Source organism: Escherichia sp. MOD1-EC6162, from assembly GCF_002965125.1.
In the GTDB taxonomy this organism is placed as follows: domain Bacteria; phylum Pseudomonadota; class Gammaproteobacteria; order Enterobacterales; family Enterobacteriaceae; genus Escherichia; species Escherichia marmotae.
In genome coordinates, this window is sequence record NZ_PTSB01000009.1 from 112,981 (window position 1) to 130,167 (window position 17,187).

Genomic DNA, 17,187 nt, shown 5'->3' on the forward strand with positions numbered 1-17,187 from the left:
GATGGATTCGCAACGCAATCTTTTAGTCATCGCTTTGCTGTTCGTGTCTTTCATGATCTGGCAAGCCTGGGAGCAGGATAAAAACCCGCAACCTCAGGCTCAACAGACCACGCAGACAACGACCACCGCAGCGGGTAGCGCCGCCGACCAGGGCGTACCGGCCAGTGGCCAGGGGAAACTGATTTCGGTAAAAACCGACGTGCTTGATCTGACCATCAACACCCGTGGTGGTGATGTTGAGCAGGCTCTGCTGCCGGCTTACCCGAAAGAGCTGAACTCTACCCAGCCGTTCCAGTTGCTGGAAACCTCACCGCAGTTTATTTATCAGGCACAGAGCGGTCTGACCGGTCGTGATGGCCCGGATAATCCGGCTAACGGCCCGCGTCCACTGTATAACGTCGAAAAAGACGCTTATGTGCTGGCCGAAGGTCAAAACGAACTGCAGGTGCCGATGACGTATACCGACGCAGCAGGCAACACGTTTACTAAAACGTTTGTCCTGAAACGTGGTGATTACGCTGTCAACGTCAACTACAACGTGCAGAACGCTGGCGAAAAACCGCTGGAGATCTCCACCTTTGGTCAGTTGAAGCAATCCATCACTCTGCCACCGCATCTCGACACCGGAAGCAGCAACTTCGCACTGCACACTTTCCGTGGCGCGGCGTACTCCACGCCTGACGAAAAATACGAGAAATACAAGTTCGATACTATTGCCGACAACGAAAACCTGAACATCTCTTCGAAAGGTGGTTGGGTCGCGATGCTGCAACAGTATTTCGCGACGGCATGGATCCCGCATAACGACGGCACCAACAACTTCTATACCGCTAATCTGGGTAACGGCATCGCCGCTATCGGCTATAAGTCTCAGCCGGTACTGGTTCAGCCTGGTCAGACTGGCGCGATGAACAGCACCCTGTGGGTTGGCCCGGAAATCCAGGACAAAATGGCGGCAGTTGCTCCGCATCTGGATCTGACCGTTGATTACGGTTGGTTGTGGTTCATCTCTCAGCCGCTGTTCAAATTGCTGAAATGGATCCATAGCTTTGTGGGTAACTGGGGCTTCTCCATTATCATCATCACCTTTATCGTTCGTGGCATCATGTACCCGCTGACCAAAGCGCAGTACACCTCCATGGCGAAGATGCGTATGCTGCAGCCTAAGATTCAGGCCATGCGTGAGCGTCTGGGCGATGACAAACAGCGTATCAGCCAGGAAATGATGGCGCTGTACAAAGCTGAGAAGGTTAACCCGCTGGGCGGCTGCTTCCCGCTGCTGATCCAGATGCCAATCTTCCTGGCGTTGTACTACATGCTGATGGGTTCCGTTGAACTGCGTCAGGCACCGTTTGCACTGTGGATCCATGACCTGTCTGCACAGGACCCATACTACATCCTGCCGATCCTGATGGGCGTAACGATGTTCTTCATTCAGAAGATGTCACCGACCACCGTGACCGACCCGATGCAGCAGAAGATCATGACCTTTATGCCGGTCATCTTCACCGTGTTCTTCCTGTGGTTCCCGTCAGGTCTGGTGCTGTACTATATCGTCAGCAACCTGGTAACCATTATCCAGCAGCAGTTGATTTACCGTGGTCTGGAAAAACGTGGCCTGCATAGCCGCGAGAAGAAAAAATCCTGATTCGGTGAGTTTTCGCTAAAATAAGGGCGGTCAGTTGACCGCCTTTTTTCTTTTCGTAGGGCGGATAAGCACAGCGCATCCGCCAAACAAAGCAACAGGAACATCATGAGCGATAATGACACTATCGTAGCCCAGGCCACGCCTCCAGGACGTGGCGGTGTGGGTATCCTGCGCATCTCCGGCCTCAAAGCGCGCGAGGTTGCCGAAACCGTGCTGGGTAAGTTACCCAAACCGCGCTACGCCGATTATCTTCCGTTTAAAGACGCCGACGGCAGCGTGCTGGATCAGGGCATCGCGCTATGGTTCCCCGGCCCGAACTCGTTCACCGGCGAAGATGTGCTGGAGCTGCAAGGTCATGGCGGTCCGGTGATCCTCGACCTGCTGTTAAAACGTATCCTGACCATTCCAGGCCTGCGGATTGCCCGCCCAGGTGAGTTTTCAGAGCGCGCATTTCTCAACGATAAACTTGATTTAGCCCAGGCCGAAGCGATTGCGGATCTTATCGACGCCAGCTCCGAACAGGCGGCTCGCTCGGCGCTTAACTCACTGCAAGGCGCATTCTCTGCACGAGTTAATCATCTGGTAGAAGCCCTCACCCACTTGCGCATTTACGTCGAAGCGGCGATTGATTTCCCCGATGAAGAGATCGATTTCCTCTCCGACGGCAAAATTGAAGCCCAGCTTAATGACGTGATTGCCGATCTCGACGCGGTACGCGCCGAAGCACGTCAGGGCAGCCTGCTGCGTGAAGGCATGAAAGTGGTGATTGCCGGGCGTCCTAACGCCGGTAAATCGAGCCTGCTAAACGCGCTGGCGGGCCGTGAAGCCGCTATCGTTACCGATATCGCCGGAACCACGCGTGACGTACTGCGTGAGCATATCCACATTGATGGGATGCCGCTGCATATCATCGATACCGCCGGGTTACGCGAAGCCAGCGACGAAGTCGAACGCATTGGTATCGAGCGCGCATGGCAGGAAATTGAACAGGCCGACCGCGTGCTGTTTATGGTCGATGGCACCACGACAGACGCCGTAGATCCGGCAGAAATCTGGCCGGAATTTATTGCCCGTCTGCCTGCCAAACTGCCGATCACCGTGGTGCGCAATAAAGCCGATATTACTGGCGAAACGCTGGGGATGAGTGAAGTTAACGGCCATGCATTGATTCGCCTCTCAGCACGCACTGGCGAAGGTGTGGACGTTCTGCGTAACCATCTCAAACAGAGCATGGGCTTTGATACCAATATGGAAGGTGGTTTCCTGGCGCGTCGCCGTCACTTACAGGCGCTGGAGCAAGCGGCGGAGCATCTGCAGCAGGGTAAAGCGCAACTGCTGGGCGCATGGGCGGGTGAATTACTGGCGGAAGAACTGCGTCTGGCGCAGCAGAACTTAAGCGAGATCACAGGAGAGTTTACTTCTGACGATCTGCTGGGACGGATTTTCTCCAGCTTCTGTATTGGTAAGTAACCCGCAATTACGAAGCCGCATTCTGATTGTCAGATGCGGTTTCGCTTTCTTGTTGGCACTCTTATTATTAATCAACCCTTTTTATAAAAATTAAACTTCTCACATAATTTATTCTCTTAAAAAGAGCATTTAATATTGCTTCACGACCGTTTGTGATTCGATTCACATTTAAACAATTTCAGAATAGACAAAAATCTTGAGTATTATACTGTAGCGTCGTGTCTTTCGAGGATAAGTGCATTATGAATACCTTACATATATGTGTGACCTCAAAGTGGTTTAATATTGACAACAAGATTGTCGATCACCGCCCTTAATTTGCCCTTCTGTCGCCATCACCAGAGTCAAACCGATTAGATTCAATGTGATCTATGAGTTTGCTATATCTTTATTTTCCTTTTTATCTACGTTATTTCCGTCTTAATTGCTTTATTAAGCTAATAATTGTAGATGTATATATTCTGGAAATTAATAGATATTGCAAATGTAATATTCACAGGGATCATTGCAATTAAAATAAATGAAGGATTATGTAATGGAAAACTTTAAACATCTCCCTGAACCGTTCCGCATTCGTGTTATTGAACCCGTAAAACGTACTACCCGCGCTTATCGTGAAGAAGCGATTATTAAATCCGGTATGAACCCATTTCTGCTGGATAGCGAAGATGTGTTTATCGATTTACTGACCGACAGCGGCACCGGGGCGGTGACGCAGAGTATGCAGGCAGCGATGATGCGCGGCGACGAAGCCTATAGCGGCAGTCGTAGCTACTATGCATTAGCTGAGTCAGTAAAAAATATCTTTGGTTATCAATACACCATTCCAACGCACCAGGGCCGAGGTGCAGAGCAAATCTATATTCCGGTACTGATTAAAAAGCGTGAGCAGGAAAAAGGCCTGGATCGCAGCAAAATGGTGGCGTTCTCTAACTATTTCTTCGACACCACTCAGGGCCATAGCCAGATTAACGGCTGTACCGTACGCAACGTCTATATCAAAGAAGCCTTCGATACTGGCGTGCGTTATGACTTTAAAGGTAACTTTGACCTTGAAGGATTAGAACGCGGTATTGAAGAAGTTGGCCCGAATAATGTGCCATATATCGTCGCGACCATCACCAGTAACTCCGCAGGCGGCCAGCCGGTTTCACTGGCGAACATGAAAGCGATGTACAGCATTGCGAAGAAATATGACATTCCAGTGGTAATGGACTCCGCACGCTTTGCCGAAAACGCCTATTTCATCAAACAGCGCGAAGCGGAATATAAAGACTGGACTATCGAGCAGATCACCCGTGAAACCTACAAATATGCCGATATGCTGGCGATGTCCGCCAAGAAAGATGCGATGGTGCCAATGGGTGGCCTGCTGTGCGTGAAAGATGACAGCTTCTTCGATGTCTACACCGAGTGCAGAACTCTTTGCGTGGTGCAGGAAGGCTTCCCGACATATGGCGGTCTGGAAGGCGGCGCAATGGAACGTCTGGCGGTAGGTCTGTATGACGGCATGAATCTGGACTGGCTGGCCTATCGTATTGCGCAGGTGCAGTATCTGGTCGATGGCCTGGAAGAGATTGGCGTAGTGTGTCAGCAGGCGGGCGGTCACGCGGCATTCGTGGATGCCGGTAAACTGTTGCCGCATATCCCTGCAGACCAGTTTCCGGCACAGGCGCTGGCCTGCGAGCTGTATAAAGTCGCGGGGATTCGTGCGGTAGAAATTGGCTCTTTCCTGTTAGGTCGCGATCCGAAAACCGGTAAACAATTACCATGTCCGGCTGAGCTGCTGCGTTTAACCATTCCACGCGCAACTTATACGCAAACACATATGGACTTCATTATTGAAGCCTTCAAACATGTGAAAGAGAACGCGGCAAATATTAAAGGGTTAACCTTTACATACGAACCCAAAGTATTACGTCACTTCACCGCAAAACTGAAAGAAGTTTAATTAATATACTCAGAGTGGCTATAAGGATGTTAGCCACTCTTATTCTCTACATCCTCAATAACAAAAATAGCCTTCCTCTAAAGGTGGCATCATGACTGAACAATCAGAAAAAAAACACTCTGCATTTTGGGGTGTCATGGTTATAGCGGGTACAGTAATTGGTGGAGGTATGTTTGCTTTACCTGTTGATCTAGCTGGTGCCTGGTTTTTTTGGGGCGCATTTATCCTCATCATTGCCTGGTTTTCAATGCTACATTCTGGGTTATTGTTATTAGAAGCAAATTTAAATTATCCCGTCGGCTCTAGTTTTAATACCATCACCAAAGATTTAATCGGTAACACCTGGAACATTATTAGTGGTATTACGGTGGCTTTCGTTCTCTATATTCTCACCTACGCCTATATCTCCGCTAACGGCGCAATCATTAGCGAAACGATATCGATAAATTTCGGCTATCACGCTAATCCTCGCATTGTTGGGATCTGCACGGCCATTTTCGTCGCCAGCGTACTGTGGATAAGTTCGTTAGCCGCCAGTCGTATTACCTCGTTGTTTCTCGGCCTGAAAATTATCTCCTTTGTGATTGTGTTTGGTTCTTTCTTCTTCCAGGTCGATTATTCCATTCTGCGCGATGCCACCAGCACGACTTCGGGGACGTCTTACTTCCCATATATCTTTATGGCTTTGCCGGTATGCCTGGCGTCATTTGGTTTCCACGGCAATATTCCCAGCCTGATTATTTGCTATGGCAAACGCAAAGATAAGCTAATCAAAAGCGTGATCTTCGGTTCGCTGCTGGCGTTGGTGATTTATCTCTTCTGGCTGTATTGCACAATGGGGAATATTCCGCGAGAAAGCTTTAAGGCGATTATCTCTTCGGGCGGCAATGTTGATTCGCTGGTAAAATCGTTCCTCGGCACCAAACAGCATGGCATTATCGAGTTTTGCCTGCTGGTGTTCTCAAACTTAGCTGTTGCCAGTTCATTCTTTGGCGTCACGCTGGGGCTGTTCGATTATCTGGCGGATCTGTTTAAGATTGATAACTCCCACGCCGGACGTTGCAAAACCGTGCTGTTAACCTTCCTGCCACCCGCTTTGTTGTATCTGGTCTTCCCTAATGGCTTTATTTACGGGATCGGCGGTGCCGGGTTGTGCGCCACCATCTGGGCGGTGATTATCCCCGCGGTACTGGCTATCAAAGCCCGCAAGAAATTTCCCAACCAGATATTCACAGTTTGGGGCGGTAATCTTATTCCGGCGATTGTTATTCTCTTTGGCATAACCGTGATTTTGTGCTGGTTTGGTAACGTCTTTAATGTGTTACCCAAATTTGGTTAAGCACTTCAAAAAGCCAGCGGTCATTCGCTGGCTTTTTGCCTGTCAGGAAATCACTCATGTCCAAATGGCAACTCGCCTGATTCTCTTTCACCACGTATGCTTTGCGTCACCTTACCGTCAGGACGCTAGCCCATGTCCCGCTTTTTGATTTGTAGTTTTGCTCTGGTTTTACTTTATCCCGCAGGTATTGATATGTATCTGGTCGGCTTGCCACGCATTGCCGCCGATCTCAATGCCAGCGAAGCGCAGTTGCATATAGCTTTCTCGGTTTATCTGGCGGGGATGGCGGCAGCAATGCTGTTTGCCGGTAAAGTGGCCGATCGTTCAGGAAGAAAACCTGTCGCCATTCCCGGCGCGGCGCTATTTATTATCGCCTCTGTGCTCTGTTCACTGTCTGAAACCAGCACGCTATTTCTTGTCGGACGCTTTATGCAAGGGCTGGGCGCTGGCTGCTGTTATGTCGTCGCATTCGCGATTTTACGCGACACGCTGGATGATCGACGCAGAGCAAAAGTGCTGTCATTGCTCAATGGTATTACCTGCATCATTCCGGTGTTAGCTCCGGTACTCGGGCACCTGATTATGCTCAAATTTCCGTGGCAGAGCCTGTTCTGGACAATGGCGATGATGGGCATCACTGTACTCATGTTGTCTTTGTTTATTTTAAAAGAAACACGCCCTGCTGCACCTGCTGCTTCGGACAGACCACGAGAGAATACCGAGTCGCTGCTTAATCGTTTTTTCCTTAGCCGTGTGCTTATCACCACTCTCAGCGTTTCCGTGATTCTTACCTTCGTGAATACGTCGCCTGTATTGATGATGGAAATTATGGGCTTCGAACGTGGTGAATACGCCACCATTATGGCGTTAACCGCAGGCGTCAGCATGACCGTTTCGTTTTCCACGCCGTTTGCATTGGGAATTTTTAAGCCGCGCACACTGATGATCACCTCGCAAATGTTATTCCTGGCGGCGGGTATCATCCTTGCAGTTTCGCCTTCCCATGCGGTTTCGCTGTTTGGCATCACGCTGATTTGCGCCGGTTTCTCAGTGGGCTTCGGCGTGGCAATGAGCCAGGCATTAGGCCCGTTTTCATTACGCGCAGGCGTGGCCAGCTCGACGTTAGGCATTGCACAGGTTTGTGGCTCGTCACTGTGGATTTGGCTGGCAGCAGTGATTGGCATCAGCGCCTGGAATATGCTGATCGGGATTCTGATTGCCTGTAGCATAGTAAGCCTGTTGCTGATTATGCTCGTCGCACCTGGACGCCCTGTTGCCGCTCATGAAGAAATCCATCACCACGCTTGATCTCAATTTACTGCTCTGCCTGCAATTACTGATGCAGGAGCGCAGCGTGACCAAAGCGGCGAAGCGGATGAACGTAACACCTTCGGCAGTGAGTAAATCGCTGGCAAAGCTTCGGACATGGTTTGATGATCCGCTCTTTGTGAACTCCCCGTTGGGTCTGACGCCCACACCGCTGATGGTCAGCATGGAGCAAAATCTGGCGGAGTGGATGCAAATGAGTAATCAACTGCTGGACAAACCGCATCATGAAACGCCGCGCGGCCTGAAATTTGAGCTGGCGGCGGAGTCGCCGCTGATGATGATCATGTTTAATGCGCTATCGAAACAGATCTACCAGCGTTACCCCCAGGCGACTATTAAATTACGTAACTGGGATTACGATTCGCTGGATGCCATTACTCGTGGTGAAGTGGATATCGGTTTTTCCGGGCGTGAAAGTCATCCACGCTCCCGGGAACTGCTAAGTTCACTGCCGTTATCCATTGATTATGAAGTGCTATTTAGCGATTTACCCTGCGTCTGGCTGCGTAAAGATCATCCGGTGCTGAATGAAGCGTGGAACCTGGACTCGTTTCTGCGTTATCCGCATATCAGCATTTGCTGGGAACAGAGCGATACCTGGGCGCTGGACAATGTATTGCAAGAATCAGGACGCGAACGCACGATTGCTATGAGTCTACCGGAATTTGAGCAGGCGCTATTTATGGCGGCGCAGCCTGACAATCTGCTACTGGCGACCGCGCCACGCTACTGTCAGTACTACAACCAGCTCCATCAGCTTCCGCTGGTTGCTCTCCCTCTCCCGTTTGATGAAATCCAGCAAAAAAAGCTGGAAGTACCGTTTACTCTGCTGTGGCACAAACGGAATAGCCATAACCCGAAGATTGTCTGGTTACGAGAAACCATTAAAAATCTTTACGCCTCGATGGCATAATCAAGTTGTATGAAATACGACCATATCTCGCGTTAAAATGTAAAATATATGTAATAAGTTTATCCGAATCGAACTTTTCGCCGCTTTAGTCTGTCCATAGTTCCAGTAAATGATTACTCTTGTATTCATAATGGACCATTAAGCATGGAGCGAAAAATGGCGACTCACTTTGCCCGAGGAACGTTAACGGAAGGACATCTGATATCTGTTCGCCTACCCTCGCAGTGTCATCAAGAAACCCAAAATATTCCCCCTCATCGTCAAAGCCGTTTCCTGGCGTCCAGAGGTTTACTCGCAGAACTGATGTTCATGCTGTATGGCATTAGTGAATTGCCGGAAATCGTCACCCAGGCTAAAGGAAAGCCAGTTTTCCGCGATAAAAGTTTGCCATCATTTTCAATATCCTATGCCGGAAATATCGTCGGTGTGGCGTTAACAACCGAAGGCGAATGCGGCCTCGATATGGAACTCCAGCGCGCGACACGCGGGTTTCATAGCCCCCATGCACCCGATAACCCTATTTTTTCCAGCAATGAATCGTTATGGATCAGCAAACAGAACGATCCTAACGAAGCACGAGCGCAACTCATTACTTTGCGTCGAAGCGTGCTAAAACTTACCGGCGATGTACTGAATGACGACCCGCGCGATCTGCAATTGATGCCCATTGCGGGACGCCTGAAATGTGCCCATCTCAATCATGTAGAAGTATTATGCGACGCAGAGGACGTGCTGGTGTGGTCCGTGGCAGTCACTCCGGCAATTGAAAAGCTCAATGTCTGGGAGTTTGATGGCAAACAAGGCTGGAAAAGCCTGCCTGATATTCACAACCGTGCCAACAACCCCACCAGCCGGATGATGCGTTTTGCCCAGCTCTCTACCGTGAAGTCTTTTTCGCCAAATTAATAAACAACCACAGGAGTCATCATGTCTGAAAAATTGAAGGTGGTTACGTTATTGGGGAGCCTGCGTAAAGGTTCATTTAATGGCATGGTTGCACGTACGCTGCCGAAAATTGCCCCGGCGGGTATGGAAGTCAACGCGTTGCCTTCCATTGCCGATATTCCCCTGTATGACGCAGATGTTCAGCAGGAAGAAGGCTTTCCCGCGACAGTTGAAGCTCTGGCGGAACAGATCCGTCAGGCTGACGGTGTGGTGATTGTCACGCCGGAATATAACTACTCGGTGCCGGGTGGGCTGAAAAATGCCATCGACTGGCTATCTCGCCTGCCGGATCAACCGTTGGCCGGTAAACCGGTGCTGATTCAGACCAGTTCAATGGGTGTGATTGGCGGCGCACGTTGTCAGTATCACCTGCGCCAGATTCTGGTCTTCCTCGATGCGATGGTAATGAACAAACCTGAGTTTATGGGCGGCGTGATTCAGAACAAAGTCGATCCGCAAACCAGAGAGGTGATTGATCAGGGAACGCTGGATCACCTGGCCGGGCAGTTAACTGCGTTTGGCGAGTTTATTCAGCGGGTGAAAATCTAAATAAAAAACCCGCCAGCAATAACGCATGGCGGGTTTTTTAGCGTGCTATCGATTTTAATGAGCGTCAATAAACACAATTTTCAGGATAAACAGCAGTGCAACGATGACTACGCACGGGCTTAGATCACGCAGACGTCCTGTGCCGATCTTCATCACGCAGTAGGAGATAAAGCCCAGCGCGATACCTTCGGTAATCGAGAAACTGAACGGCATCATCACAGCGGTAATAAACGCCGGAACGGATTCAGTCAGATCCTGCCATTTCACGCGTGCTAAACTGGAAGTCATCAGTACGCCAACGTAAATCAGCGCACCAGCAGCAGCATAGCCAGGCACCATTCCCGCCAGCGGCGACAAGAAGATAACCAGCAGGAACAGCAAACCAACAACCACTGCCGTCAGACCGGTACGACCGCCAACGGAAACACCAGAAGAAGATTCAATATACGCCGTGACAGAAGATGTACCGATAAACGAACCGGTAACAGAAGAGATACTGTCGACATACAGCGCCTGCTTCATGCGCGGGAATTTACCCTTTTCATCAGCCAGACCCGCCTTATCGGTCACGCCAATCAGGGTGCCGGAGGAGTCAAACAGGTTGACCAGCATGAAAGAGAAAATTACGCCTGCCAGGCCGAGGTTAAACGACCCGGCCAAATCCACATGCCCCACCACCGTCATTACGCTCGGTGGCGCAGAGACGATGCCGTTGTAGTGCACATCACCCAGCATCCAGCCCAGAAGCGTCGTCACCACGATGGAAACCAGCACCGCCGCGTGAATGTTGCGCGAGGCCAGAATAGCAATGATGAAGAAGCCGAGGATACCCAGCAGTACGCTGTGAGATGTCAGGTTACCGATACTCACCAGCGTTTCCGGGTTAGCAACAATCACCCCCGCGTTTTTCAGCCCCATCATACCAATGAACAGACCGATACCGCTGGTAATGCCCACACGCAGACTTACTGGAATGTTGGCAATCATCCAGTAGCGAACGCGGAAAATAGTCAGCAGCAGCAGACCAATCGCGCCCCAGAAAATTGCGCCCATCCCGACTTGCCACGGCAAGCCCATCGCCTGCACCACTACAAAAGCGAAGAACGCGTTCAGGCCCATAGCGGGAGCCAGCGCGACTGGCAGGTTAGCAAACAGCCCCATCAGAATACTGCCGAACGCAGCAATCAGACAGGTGGTGACGAAGACGGCGCTGGTGTCCATGCCAGCTACGCCAAGAATTTGCGGATTAACAAAAACGATGTAAACCATCGTCAGGAAAGTGGTAAAACCGGCGATCACTTCGGTCCGTGCCGTCGTGCCATGTTCGCGCAGTTTAAACACGCGTTCCAGCATCCCCTGGCCAGAAGCCTGGGTTGTGTGTTGTTGACTCATTATCTATTTCCGAACAAGGAGGGAAAATCCGTCGCTATCCTATACCAAAATGAGACAATATGGACGGCTGAAGATAACTTTTTTTAATTGTATTTGCTTATACGGCAACGATTGCGTCACTCAAATCTGCATGACGAAAACGTTAAACTAACGATAAAGGAAAGACATGTCCCAGATAGAAGCGGTATTTTTCGACTGCGACGGTACGCTGGTCGACAGCGAGGTTATTTGCTCTCGTGCCTATGTCACGATGTTCAAAGAGTTTGGCATTAACGTTGACCTTGAAGAGATTTTTACCCGCTTTAAAGGCGTAAAACTCTACGAAATCATCGACATCATTAGCAAAGAACAGGGCGTAGAAATAGTCCGTGCCGATGCCGAACACGTTTATCGTGCAGAGGTGGCGCGTCTGTTTGATAGCGAACTGGAGGTGATTGCGGGAGCAAACGCCTTACTGGAAAGCGTGAAAGTGCCGATGTGCGTCGTCTCTAACGGTCCGGTCAACAAAATGCAGCATTCACTCGGCAAGCTCAACATGCTGCACTATTTCCCGGAAAAACTGTTCAGCGGTTACGACATTCAGCGTTGGAAACCCGATCCGGCATTAATGTTCCACGCCGCAAAAGCAATGAATGTGAACGTTGAAAACTGCATTCTGGTCGATGACTCCAGCGCAGGAGCACAGTCAGGAATCGATGCCGGTATGGAAGTGTTTTACTTCTGCGCTGACCCGCACAATAAGCCGATCGTTCATCCGAAAGTCACTACCTTTACCCATCTTTCGCAATTGCCGGAACTGTGGAAGGCGCGTGGCTGGGATATTACACGGTAAATAAAGAAACCCGGTGATATGTTCACCGGGCAGATTACGTATTCACATTTTGCCGGATGCGGCGTAAACGCCTTATCCGTCCTACAGTTAGCGTTACTTTTTCGGTTCTTTTTCTGCCAGCAGTTTATCCAGCTCATCACCGCCTACGTGGCGGAAATCTTGCCCCTTCACGTAGTAGAAGATGTATTCGCAGATATTCTGGCAGCGGTCACCAATACGTTCGATGGAGCGTGCACAGAACAGCGCGGTAAGTACGCTCGGAATGGTGCGCGAATCTTCCATCATGTAGGTCATCAGTTGACGAACAATACCTTCGTACTCCTGATCAACTTTTTTATCTTCACGATAGATTCGTACCGCTTCGTCAATGTCCATGCGCGCGAACGCGTCCAGCACGTCGTGCAGCATTTGGATGGTGTGACGCCCCAGCGACTCCAGACTGACTAACAATGGCTGATGCTGCTGGGAGAATTTCTCCAGCGCAGTACGGCAGATTTTGTCCGCCACATCACCAATACGCTCCAGCTCAGCGATAGTTTTACTGATCACCATCACCAGACGCAGGTCGCTCGCCGTCGGCTGACGTTTGGCAATAATGCGCACGCAGGCTTCATCGATCGCCACTTCCATCATGTTGACGTTTTTGTCGCCTTCGATCACGCGCTTCGCCAGATCGCTGTCCTGGTTGTGCATCGCAGTGATGGCATCGGTAAGCTGTTGCTCCACCATCCCGCCCATGGTCATCACCTGCGTGCGGATGCTTTCCAGTTCGGCGTTGAACTGGCCGGAAATATGTTTATTAAGATTGAGACTGTCCATAACGCACTCCTGAATCAACCGTAACGACCGGTGATGTAGTCTTCTGTTTGTTTCTTCGCTGGCTTGGTGAACAGATCGTCCGTGTTGCTGAACTCAATCAATTCGCCCAGGTACATAAACGCCGTGTGGTCAGAACAACGCGCAGCCTGCTGCATGTTGTGAGTTACGATCACTACGGTGTAATCCTGCTTCAATTCGGTGATCAGCTCTTCAATACGCCCGGTGGAGATAGGGTCGAGTGCCGAACACGGTTCATCGAGCAACAACACCTCCGGGCGAATAGCGATACCACGCGCAATGCACAGACGTTGTTGCTGACCACCAGAGAGAGAGTAACCACTCTGGTGTAATTTATCTTTGGTTTCGTTCCACAATGCGGCCTTGGTCAATGCCCACTGTACACGCTCGTCCATGTCGGCACGGGAGAGTTTCTCAAACAGACGGACACCAAAGGCAATGTTGTCGTAAATGGACATCGGGAACGGCGTCGGTTTCTGGAACACCATGCCCACTTTCGCACGCAGCAGGGCGATATCCTGAGTGTTGGTCAGGATGTTGTCGCCATCAAGCAGAATTTCACCTTCCGCACGCTGCTCCGGATACAGTTCAAACATTTTGTTGAAGGTACGCAGCAGCGTCGATTTACCGCAGCCAGACGGCCCGATAAACGCCGTAACCTGGTTTTTAGCGATATCCAGGTTGATGTTTTTCAGGGCATGGAATTTGCCGTAGTAGAAGTTCAAATTACGAACCTGAATTTTACTCGGGGCAGTTTCAACCATACTCATTGCAATCTTTTCCTCATCGTGCCTGATGCACTTCGCTAATCAGGCTTACCGTAGGCCGGATAAGGCGTTCACGCCGCATCCGGCAAAGTGTTAACCGTGTTTATTCTTGGCAAAAACAACGCGCGCCAGAATGTTCAGCAGCAGTACGCACAGGGTAATGATCAACACACCAGCCCAGGCCAGTTGCTGCCATTCCGCAAACGGGCTCATCGCGAACTTAAAGATCGTTACCGGCAGGTTAGCGATCGGCTGCATCATGTCCGTGCTCCAGAACTGGTTGGAGAGCGCGGTAAACAGCAGCGGCGCGGTTTCACCCGCAATACGAGCAATCGCCAGCAGAATACCGGTCATAATCCCGGAGACCGACGCTTTCAGAGTAATCGCGGAGATCATCTTCCACTTCGGCGTCCCCAGCGCATAAGCCGCTTCACGCAGGCTGTCCGGCACCAGTTTCAGCATGTTCTCGGTGGTGCGGATAACAATCGGCACCTGCAACAGTGCCAGGGCAATCACGCCAGCCCAACCGGAGAAGTGCTCCATCTGAGCCACCACGATGGTATAAACAAACAGACCAACAACAATCGACGGCGCGGAGAGCAGAATGTCGTTAATGAAGCGAATAACTTCAGCCAGCCAGGATTTACGTCCATATTCCGCCAGATAAATCCCCGCCATAATCCCCAGCGGCGTACCGAATACCGTGGCCCACAAAATTAACAGGCCGCTACCCGCCAGGGCGTTCGCCAGGCCACCACCTTCTGTATTTGGCGGCGGCGTCATTTCGGTGAACAGCGCCAGAGACATACCGTCGATACCGCGGGTGATGGTGGACATTAAAATCCAGATCAGCCAGAACAGACCGAAAGCCATCGTCGCCATTGAGAGCGTCAGCGCAATACGGTTTTTGAGGCGGCGACGCGCCTGCATTTTGCGGCGGGATTCTGCCAGCGCCGCGGTAGTTTGTGTTTCAACCATAGCCATTAGCGTGCCCCCTCATTCTTAGCCAGGCGCATAATCATAAACTTCGATGCGGCCAGGACGATGAAGGTAATCACAAACAGGATCAGGCCGAGTTCCATCAGTGCAGCCACGTGCAGACCGGATTCTGCTTCCGCAAATTCGTTCGCCAACGCGGAAGTAATACTGTTACCTGGCATATACAGCGAGGCGCTGTCGAGCTGGTAGGTGTTACCGATGATAAAGGTCACCGCCATCGTTTCACCGAGCGCGCGCCCCAGACCCAGCATAATGCCGCCGATCACACCATTTTTGGTGAACGGAAGAACGATACGCCAGATAACTTCCCAGGTGGTGCAGCCGATACCGTAGGCTGACTCTTTCATCATCACCGGGGTTTGTTCGAAGACATCGCGCATTACCGCCGCAATGTACGGAATGATCATAATGGCGAGGATCACGCCCGCCGCGAGGATACCGATACCAAATGCCGGGCCGGAGAACAGCGAGCCAACAATCGGGATATTCGACATGATATTGCCGACTGGTTCCTGGAAGTAGACGGCAAACAGCGGTGCAAAAATAAACAGCCCCCACATGCCGTAAACGATACTTGGAATGGCTGCCAGCAGTTCAATGGCGATACCCAGCGGGCGCTTCAGCCAGCCTGGCGCAAGCTCTGTCAGGAACAGGGCAATCCCGAAACTCACCGGGACGGCGATCAGCAGCGCGATAAACGAAGTCACCAGCGTACCGTAGATCGGCACCAGCGCCCCGTAAATATCGTTCGGCGCATCCCACTCTTTGGTCCACAGGAAAGCCAGACCAAATTTCTGAATGCTCGGCCAGGAGGAGATGATCAGAGAGACAATAATGCCACCCAACATCAATAGCACAATCAGCGCCGCCAGTTTTACCAGCACGCTGAAAATTATGTCGCCCTTTTTACCCGGTGGGTTAAAAGCAGGCTTGGTTGCAGCCATAAGTTACTCTTCAGTTAAACGCGTTTACAAAGTCATTTTGTAATGCCGGATACGGTGTAAAACGCCTTATCCGGCCTGGAGTTTTATTAGTACAGCGGCTTACCGCTACTGTCTTTAATATTGGTCTTCCACGCAGCGCGAACCTGTTCAACTACGCTATCCGGCAGGCTGGCGTAATCCAGGTCGTTGGCCTGTTTAGCTCCGGTTTTGTATGCCCAGTCGAAGAACTTCAGCACTTCTGCACCTTGCTCTGGTTTCTTCTGATCTTTGTGAACCAGAATGAACGTGGTAGAGGTGATCGGCCACGCATCTTCGCCTTTCTGGTTGGTCAGATCCTGAGCGAATGTTTTGCTCCAGTCTGCGCCTTTTGCCGCATTTGCGAAGTTCTCTTCGGTCGGCGCAACAGGTTTACCATCAGCGGAGATCAGTTTGGTGTAGGCGAGGTTGTTTTGCTTCGCGTAAGCATATTCAACGTAGCCAATTGCCCCCGGCAGACGCTGAACAAATGCGGCAATACCGTCGTTACCTTTACCACCAAGACCGATCGGCCATTTTACGGTAGAGCCAGTACCAACGCTGTTTTTCCACTCTTCATTTACTTTCGCCAGGTAGCTGGTGAAAACGAAAGAAGTCCCGGAGCCATCTGCGCGGCGCACCACGGCGATGTTCTGTGAAGGCAGTTTCAGACCCGGATTCAGTTTGACGATCGCTTCGTCATCCCACTTTTTAATTTTGCCCAGGTAGATGTCACCGAGGGTTTTACCATCCAGCACCAATTCGCCAGATTTAAGACCCGGCAGGTTAACTGCCAGCACGACGCCGCCAATCACGGTCGGAAATTGGAACAGTCCTTCCTGAGCCAGTTTTTCGTCAGACAGCGGTGCGTCAGAAGCACCGAAATCAACGGTGTTAGCGATAATCTGTTTTACGCCACCAGAAGAACCAATCCCCTGGTAGTTAACTTTATTACCGGTTTCTTTCTGGTAAGTGTCAGCCCATTTGGCATACACCGGCGCAGGGAAGGTTGCACCTGCACCTGTCAGGCTTGCTTCTGCAAACACAGAGAAAGCACTCATCGATAAGGTCGCGGCGACAACAGTTGCGACGGTGGTACGCATAACTTTCATAATGTCTCCTGGGAGGATTCATAAAGCATTGTTTGTTGGCTACAAGAAGCAAAATAGGACAAACAGGTGACAGTTATATGTAAGGTTTATGACAGTTTTATGACAGAGAAAGAAAGCCTTCACTCTTATTTAAATAACCATTTAA

Annotated in this window: 16 protein-coding genes; 10 read left to right on the forward strand and 6 right to left on the reverse strand. The window is 50.7% G+C overall.

What is annotated here, in order from left to right:
• The first annotated feature begins 1 nt into the window (after position 1).
• The 9 genes from yidC (at position 2) to yieF (ending at position 10,144) form a co-directional block, all read left to right on the forward strand.
• A complete protein-coding gene (gene yidC / locus A9587_RS10025) occupies positions 2-1,648 on the forward strand; it encodes a membrane protein insertase YidC (RefSeq protein ID WP_000378258.1) in 1,647 nt (548 codons plus the stop codon).
• Positions 1,649-1,753: 105 nt separating this feature from the next.
• Positions 1,754-3,118 (forward strand): tRNA uridine-5-carboxymethylaminomethyl(34) synthesis GTPase MnmE, encoded by a 1,365-nt coding sequence (mnmE, locus tag A9587_RS10030; protein WP_001282361.1) that lies wholly within the window; start codon positions 1,754-1,756, stop codon positions 3,116-3,118.
• Positions 3,119-3,360: 242 nt separating this feature from the next.
• Positions 3,361-3,435, forward strand: a complete 75-nt coding sequence (gene tnaC, locus A9587_RS10035; RefSeq protein ID WP_010377944.1) for a tryptophanase leader peptide — start codon at positions 3,361-3,363, stop codon at positions 3,433-3,435.
• 218 nt (positions 3,436-3,653) lie between these two features.
• On the forward strand, positions 3,654-5,069 hold the full coding sequence (gene tnaA / locus A9587_RS10040; RefSeq protein ID WP_001517426.1) for a tryptophanase: 1,416 nt from the start codon (positions 3,654-3,656) through the stop codon (positions 5,067-5,069).
• 91 nt (positions 5,070-5,160) lie between these two features.
• Positions 5,161-6,408 carry a low affinity tryptophan permease TnaB gene (gene tnaB / locus A9587_RS10045; protein ID WP_105263488.1) on the forward strand — a complete coding sequence of 416 codons (1,248 nt, stop codon included), beginning with the start codon at positions 5,161-5,163 and terminating at the stop codon, positions 6,406-6,408.
• Positions 6,409-6,540: 132 nt separating this feature from the next.
• Positions 6,541-7,716, forward strand: a complete 1,176-nt coding sequence (gene mdtL / locus A9587_RS10050) for a multidrug efflux MFS transporter MdtL (RefSeq protein WP_000086015.1) — start codon at positions 6,541-6,543, stop codon at positions 7,714-7,716.
• Positions 7,691-8,650 carry an HTH-type transcriptional regulator YidZ gene (gene yidZ / locus A9587_RS10055; protein ID WP_001517424.1) on the forward strand — a complete coding sequence of 320 codons (960 nt, stop codon included), beginning with the start codon at positions 7,691-7,693 and terminating at the stop codon, positions 8,648-8,650. Before mdtL ends, yidZ begins: the two co-directional genes overlap by 26 nt.
• Before the next feature lie 156 nt (positions 8,651-8,806).
• Positions 8,807-9,556 carry a 4'-phosphopantetheinyl transferase family protein gene (locus tag A9587_RS10060; protein ID WP_001517423.1) on the forward strand — a complete coding sequence of 250 codons (750 nt, stop codon included), beginning with the start codon at positions 8,807-8,809 and terminating at the stop codon, positions 9,554-9,556.
• Positions 9,557-9,577: 21 nt separating this feature from the next.
• Positions 9,578-10,144 carry a class I chromate reductase YieF gene (yieF, locus tag A9587_RS10065; RefSeq protein ID WP_001517422.1) on the forward strand — a complete coding sequence of 189 codons (567 nt, stop codon included), beginning with the start codon at positions 9,578-9,580 and terminating at the stop codon, positions 10,142-10,144.
• A 54-nt stretch (positions 10,145-10,198) separates the two neighbouring features.
• On the opposite strand, the gene adeP is transcribed toward yieF, so the two are convergent.
• Entirely contained in the window at positions 10,199-11,536 is a 1,338-nt protein-coding gene (gene adeP, locus A9587_RS10070; protein WP_010377951.1) for an adenine permease AdeP, read from the reverse strand.
• 166 nt (positions 11,537-11,702) lie between these two features.
• On the opposite strand from adeP, the gene yieH reads away from it, so the two are divergent.
• Complete coding sequence (yieH, locus tag A9587_RS10075; RefSeq protein ID WP_000078042.1) at positions 11,703-12,368, forward strand: 6-phosphogluconate phosphatase; 666 nt, start codon at positions 11,703-11,705, stop codon at positions 12,366-12,368.
• Between the two features lie 93 nt (positions 12,369-12,461).
• Here yieH and phoU read toward each other — a convergent pair whose 3' ends face one another.
• The 5 genes from phoU to pstS form a co-directional block, all read right to left on the reverse strand.
• Positions 12,462-13,187 carry a phosphate signaling complex protein PhoU gene (gene phoU, locus A9587_RS10080; RefSeq protein WP_000377803.1) on the reverse strand — a complete coding sequence of 242 codons (726 nt, stop codon included), beginning with the start codon at positions 13,185-13,187 and terminating at the stop codon, positions 12,462-12,464.
• A gap of 14 nt (positions 13,188-13,201) precedes the next feature.
• Positions 13,202-13,975 (reverse strand): phosphate ABC transporter ATP-binding protein PstB, encoded by a 774-nt coding sequence (gene pstB, locus A9587_RS10085; protein ID WP_000063126.1) that lies wholly within the window; start codon positions 13,973-13,975, stop codon positions 13,202-13,204.
• Between the two features lie 90 nt (positions 13,976-14,065).
• On the reverse strand, positions 14,066-14,956 hold the full coding sequence (pstA, locus tag A9587_RS10090; protein ID WP_001252002.1) for a phosphate ABC transporter permease PstA: 891 nt from the start codon (positions 14,954-14,956) through the stop codon (positions 14,066-14,068).
• Positions 14,956-15,915 carry a phosphate ABC transporter permease PstC gene (pstC, locus tag A9587_RS10095; protein ID WP_105263489.1) on the reverse strand — a complete coding sequence of 320 codons (960 nt, stop codon included), beginning with the start codon at positions 15,913-15,915 and terminating at the stop codon, positions 14,956-14,958. Before pstC ends, pstA begins: the two co-directional genes overlap by 1 nt.
• Before the next feature lie 86 nt (positions 15,916-16,001).
• Positions 16,002-17,042, reverse strand: coding sequence for a phosphate ABC transporter substrate-binding protein PstS (gene pstS, locus A9587_RS10100; RefSeq protein ID WP_000867170.1), 1,041 nt, complete (start codon positions 17,040-17,042; stop codon positions 16,002-16,004).
• Positions 17,043-17,187: the final 145 nt, after the last annotated feature.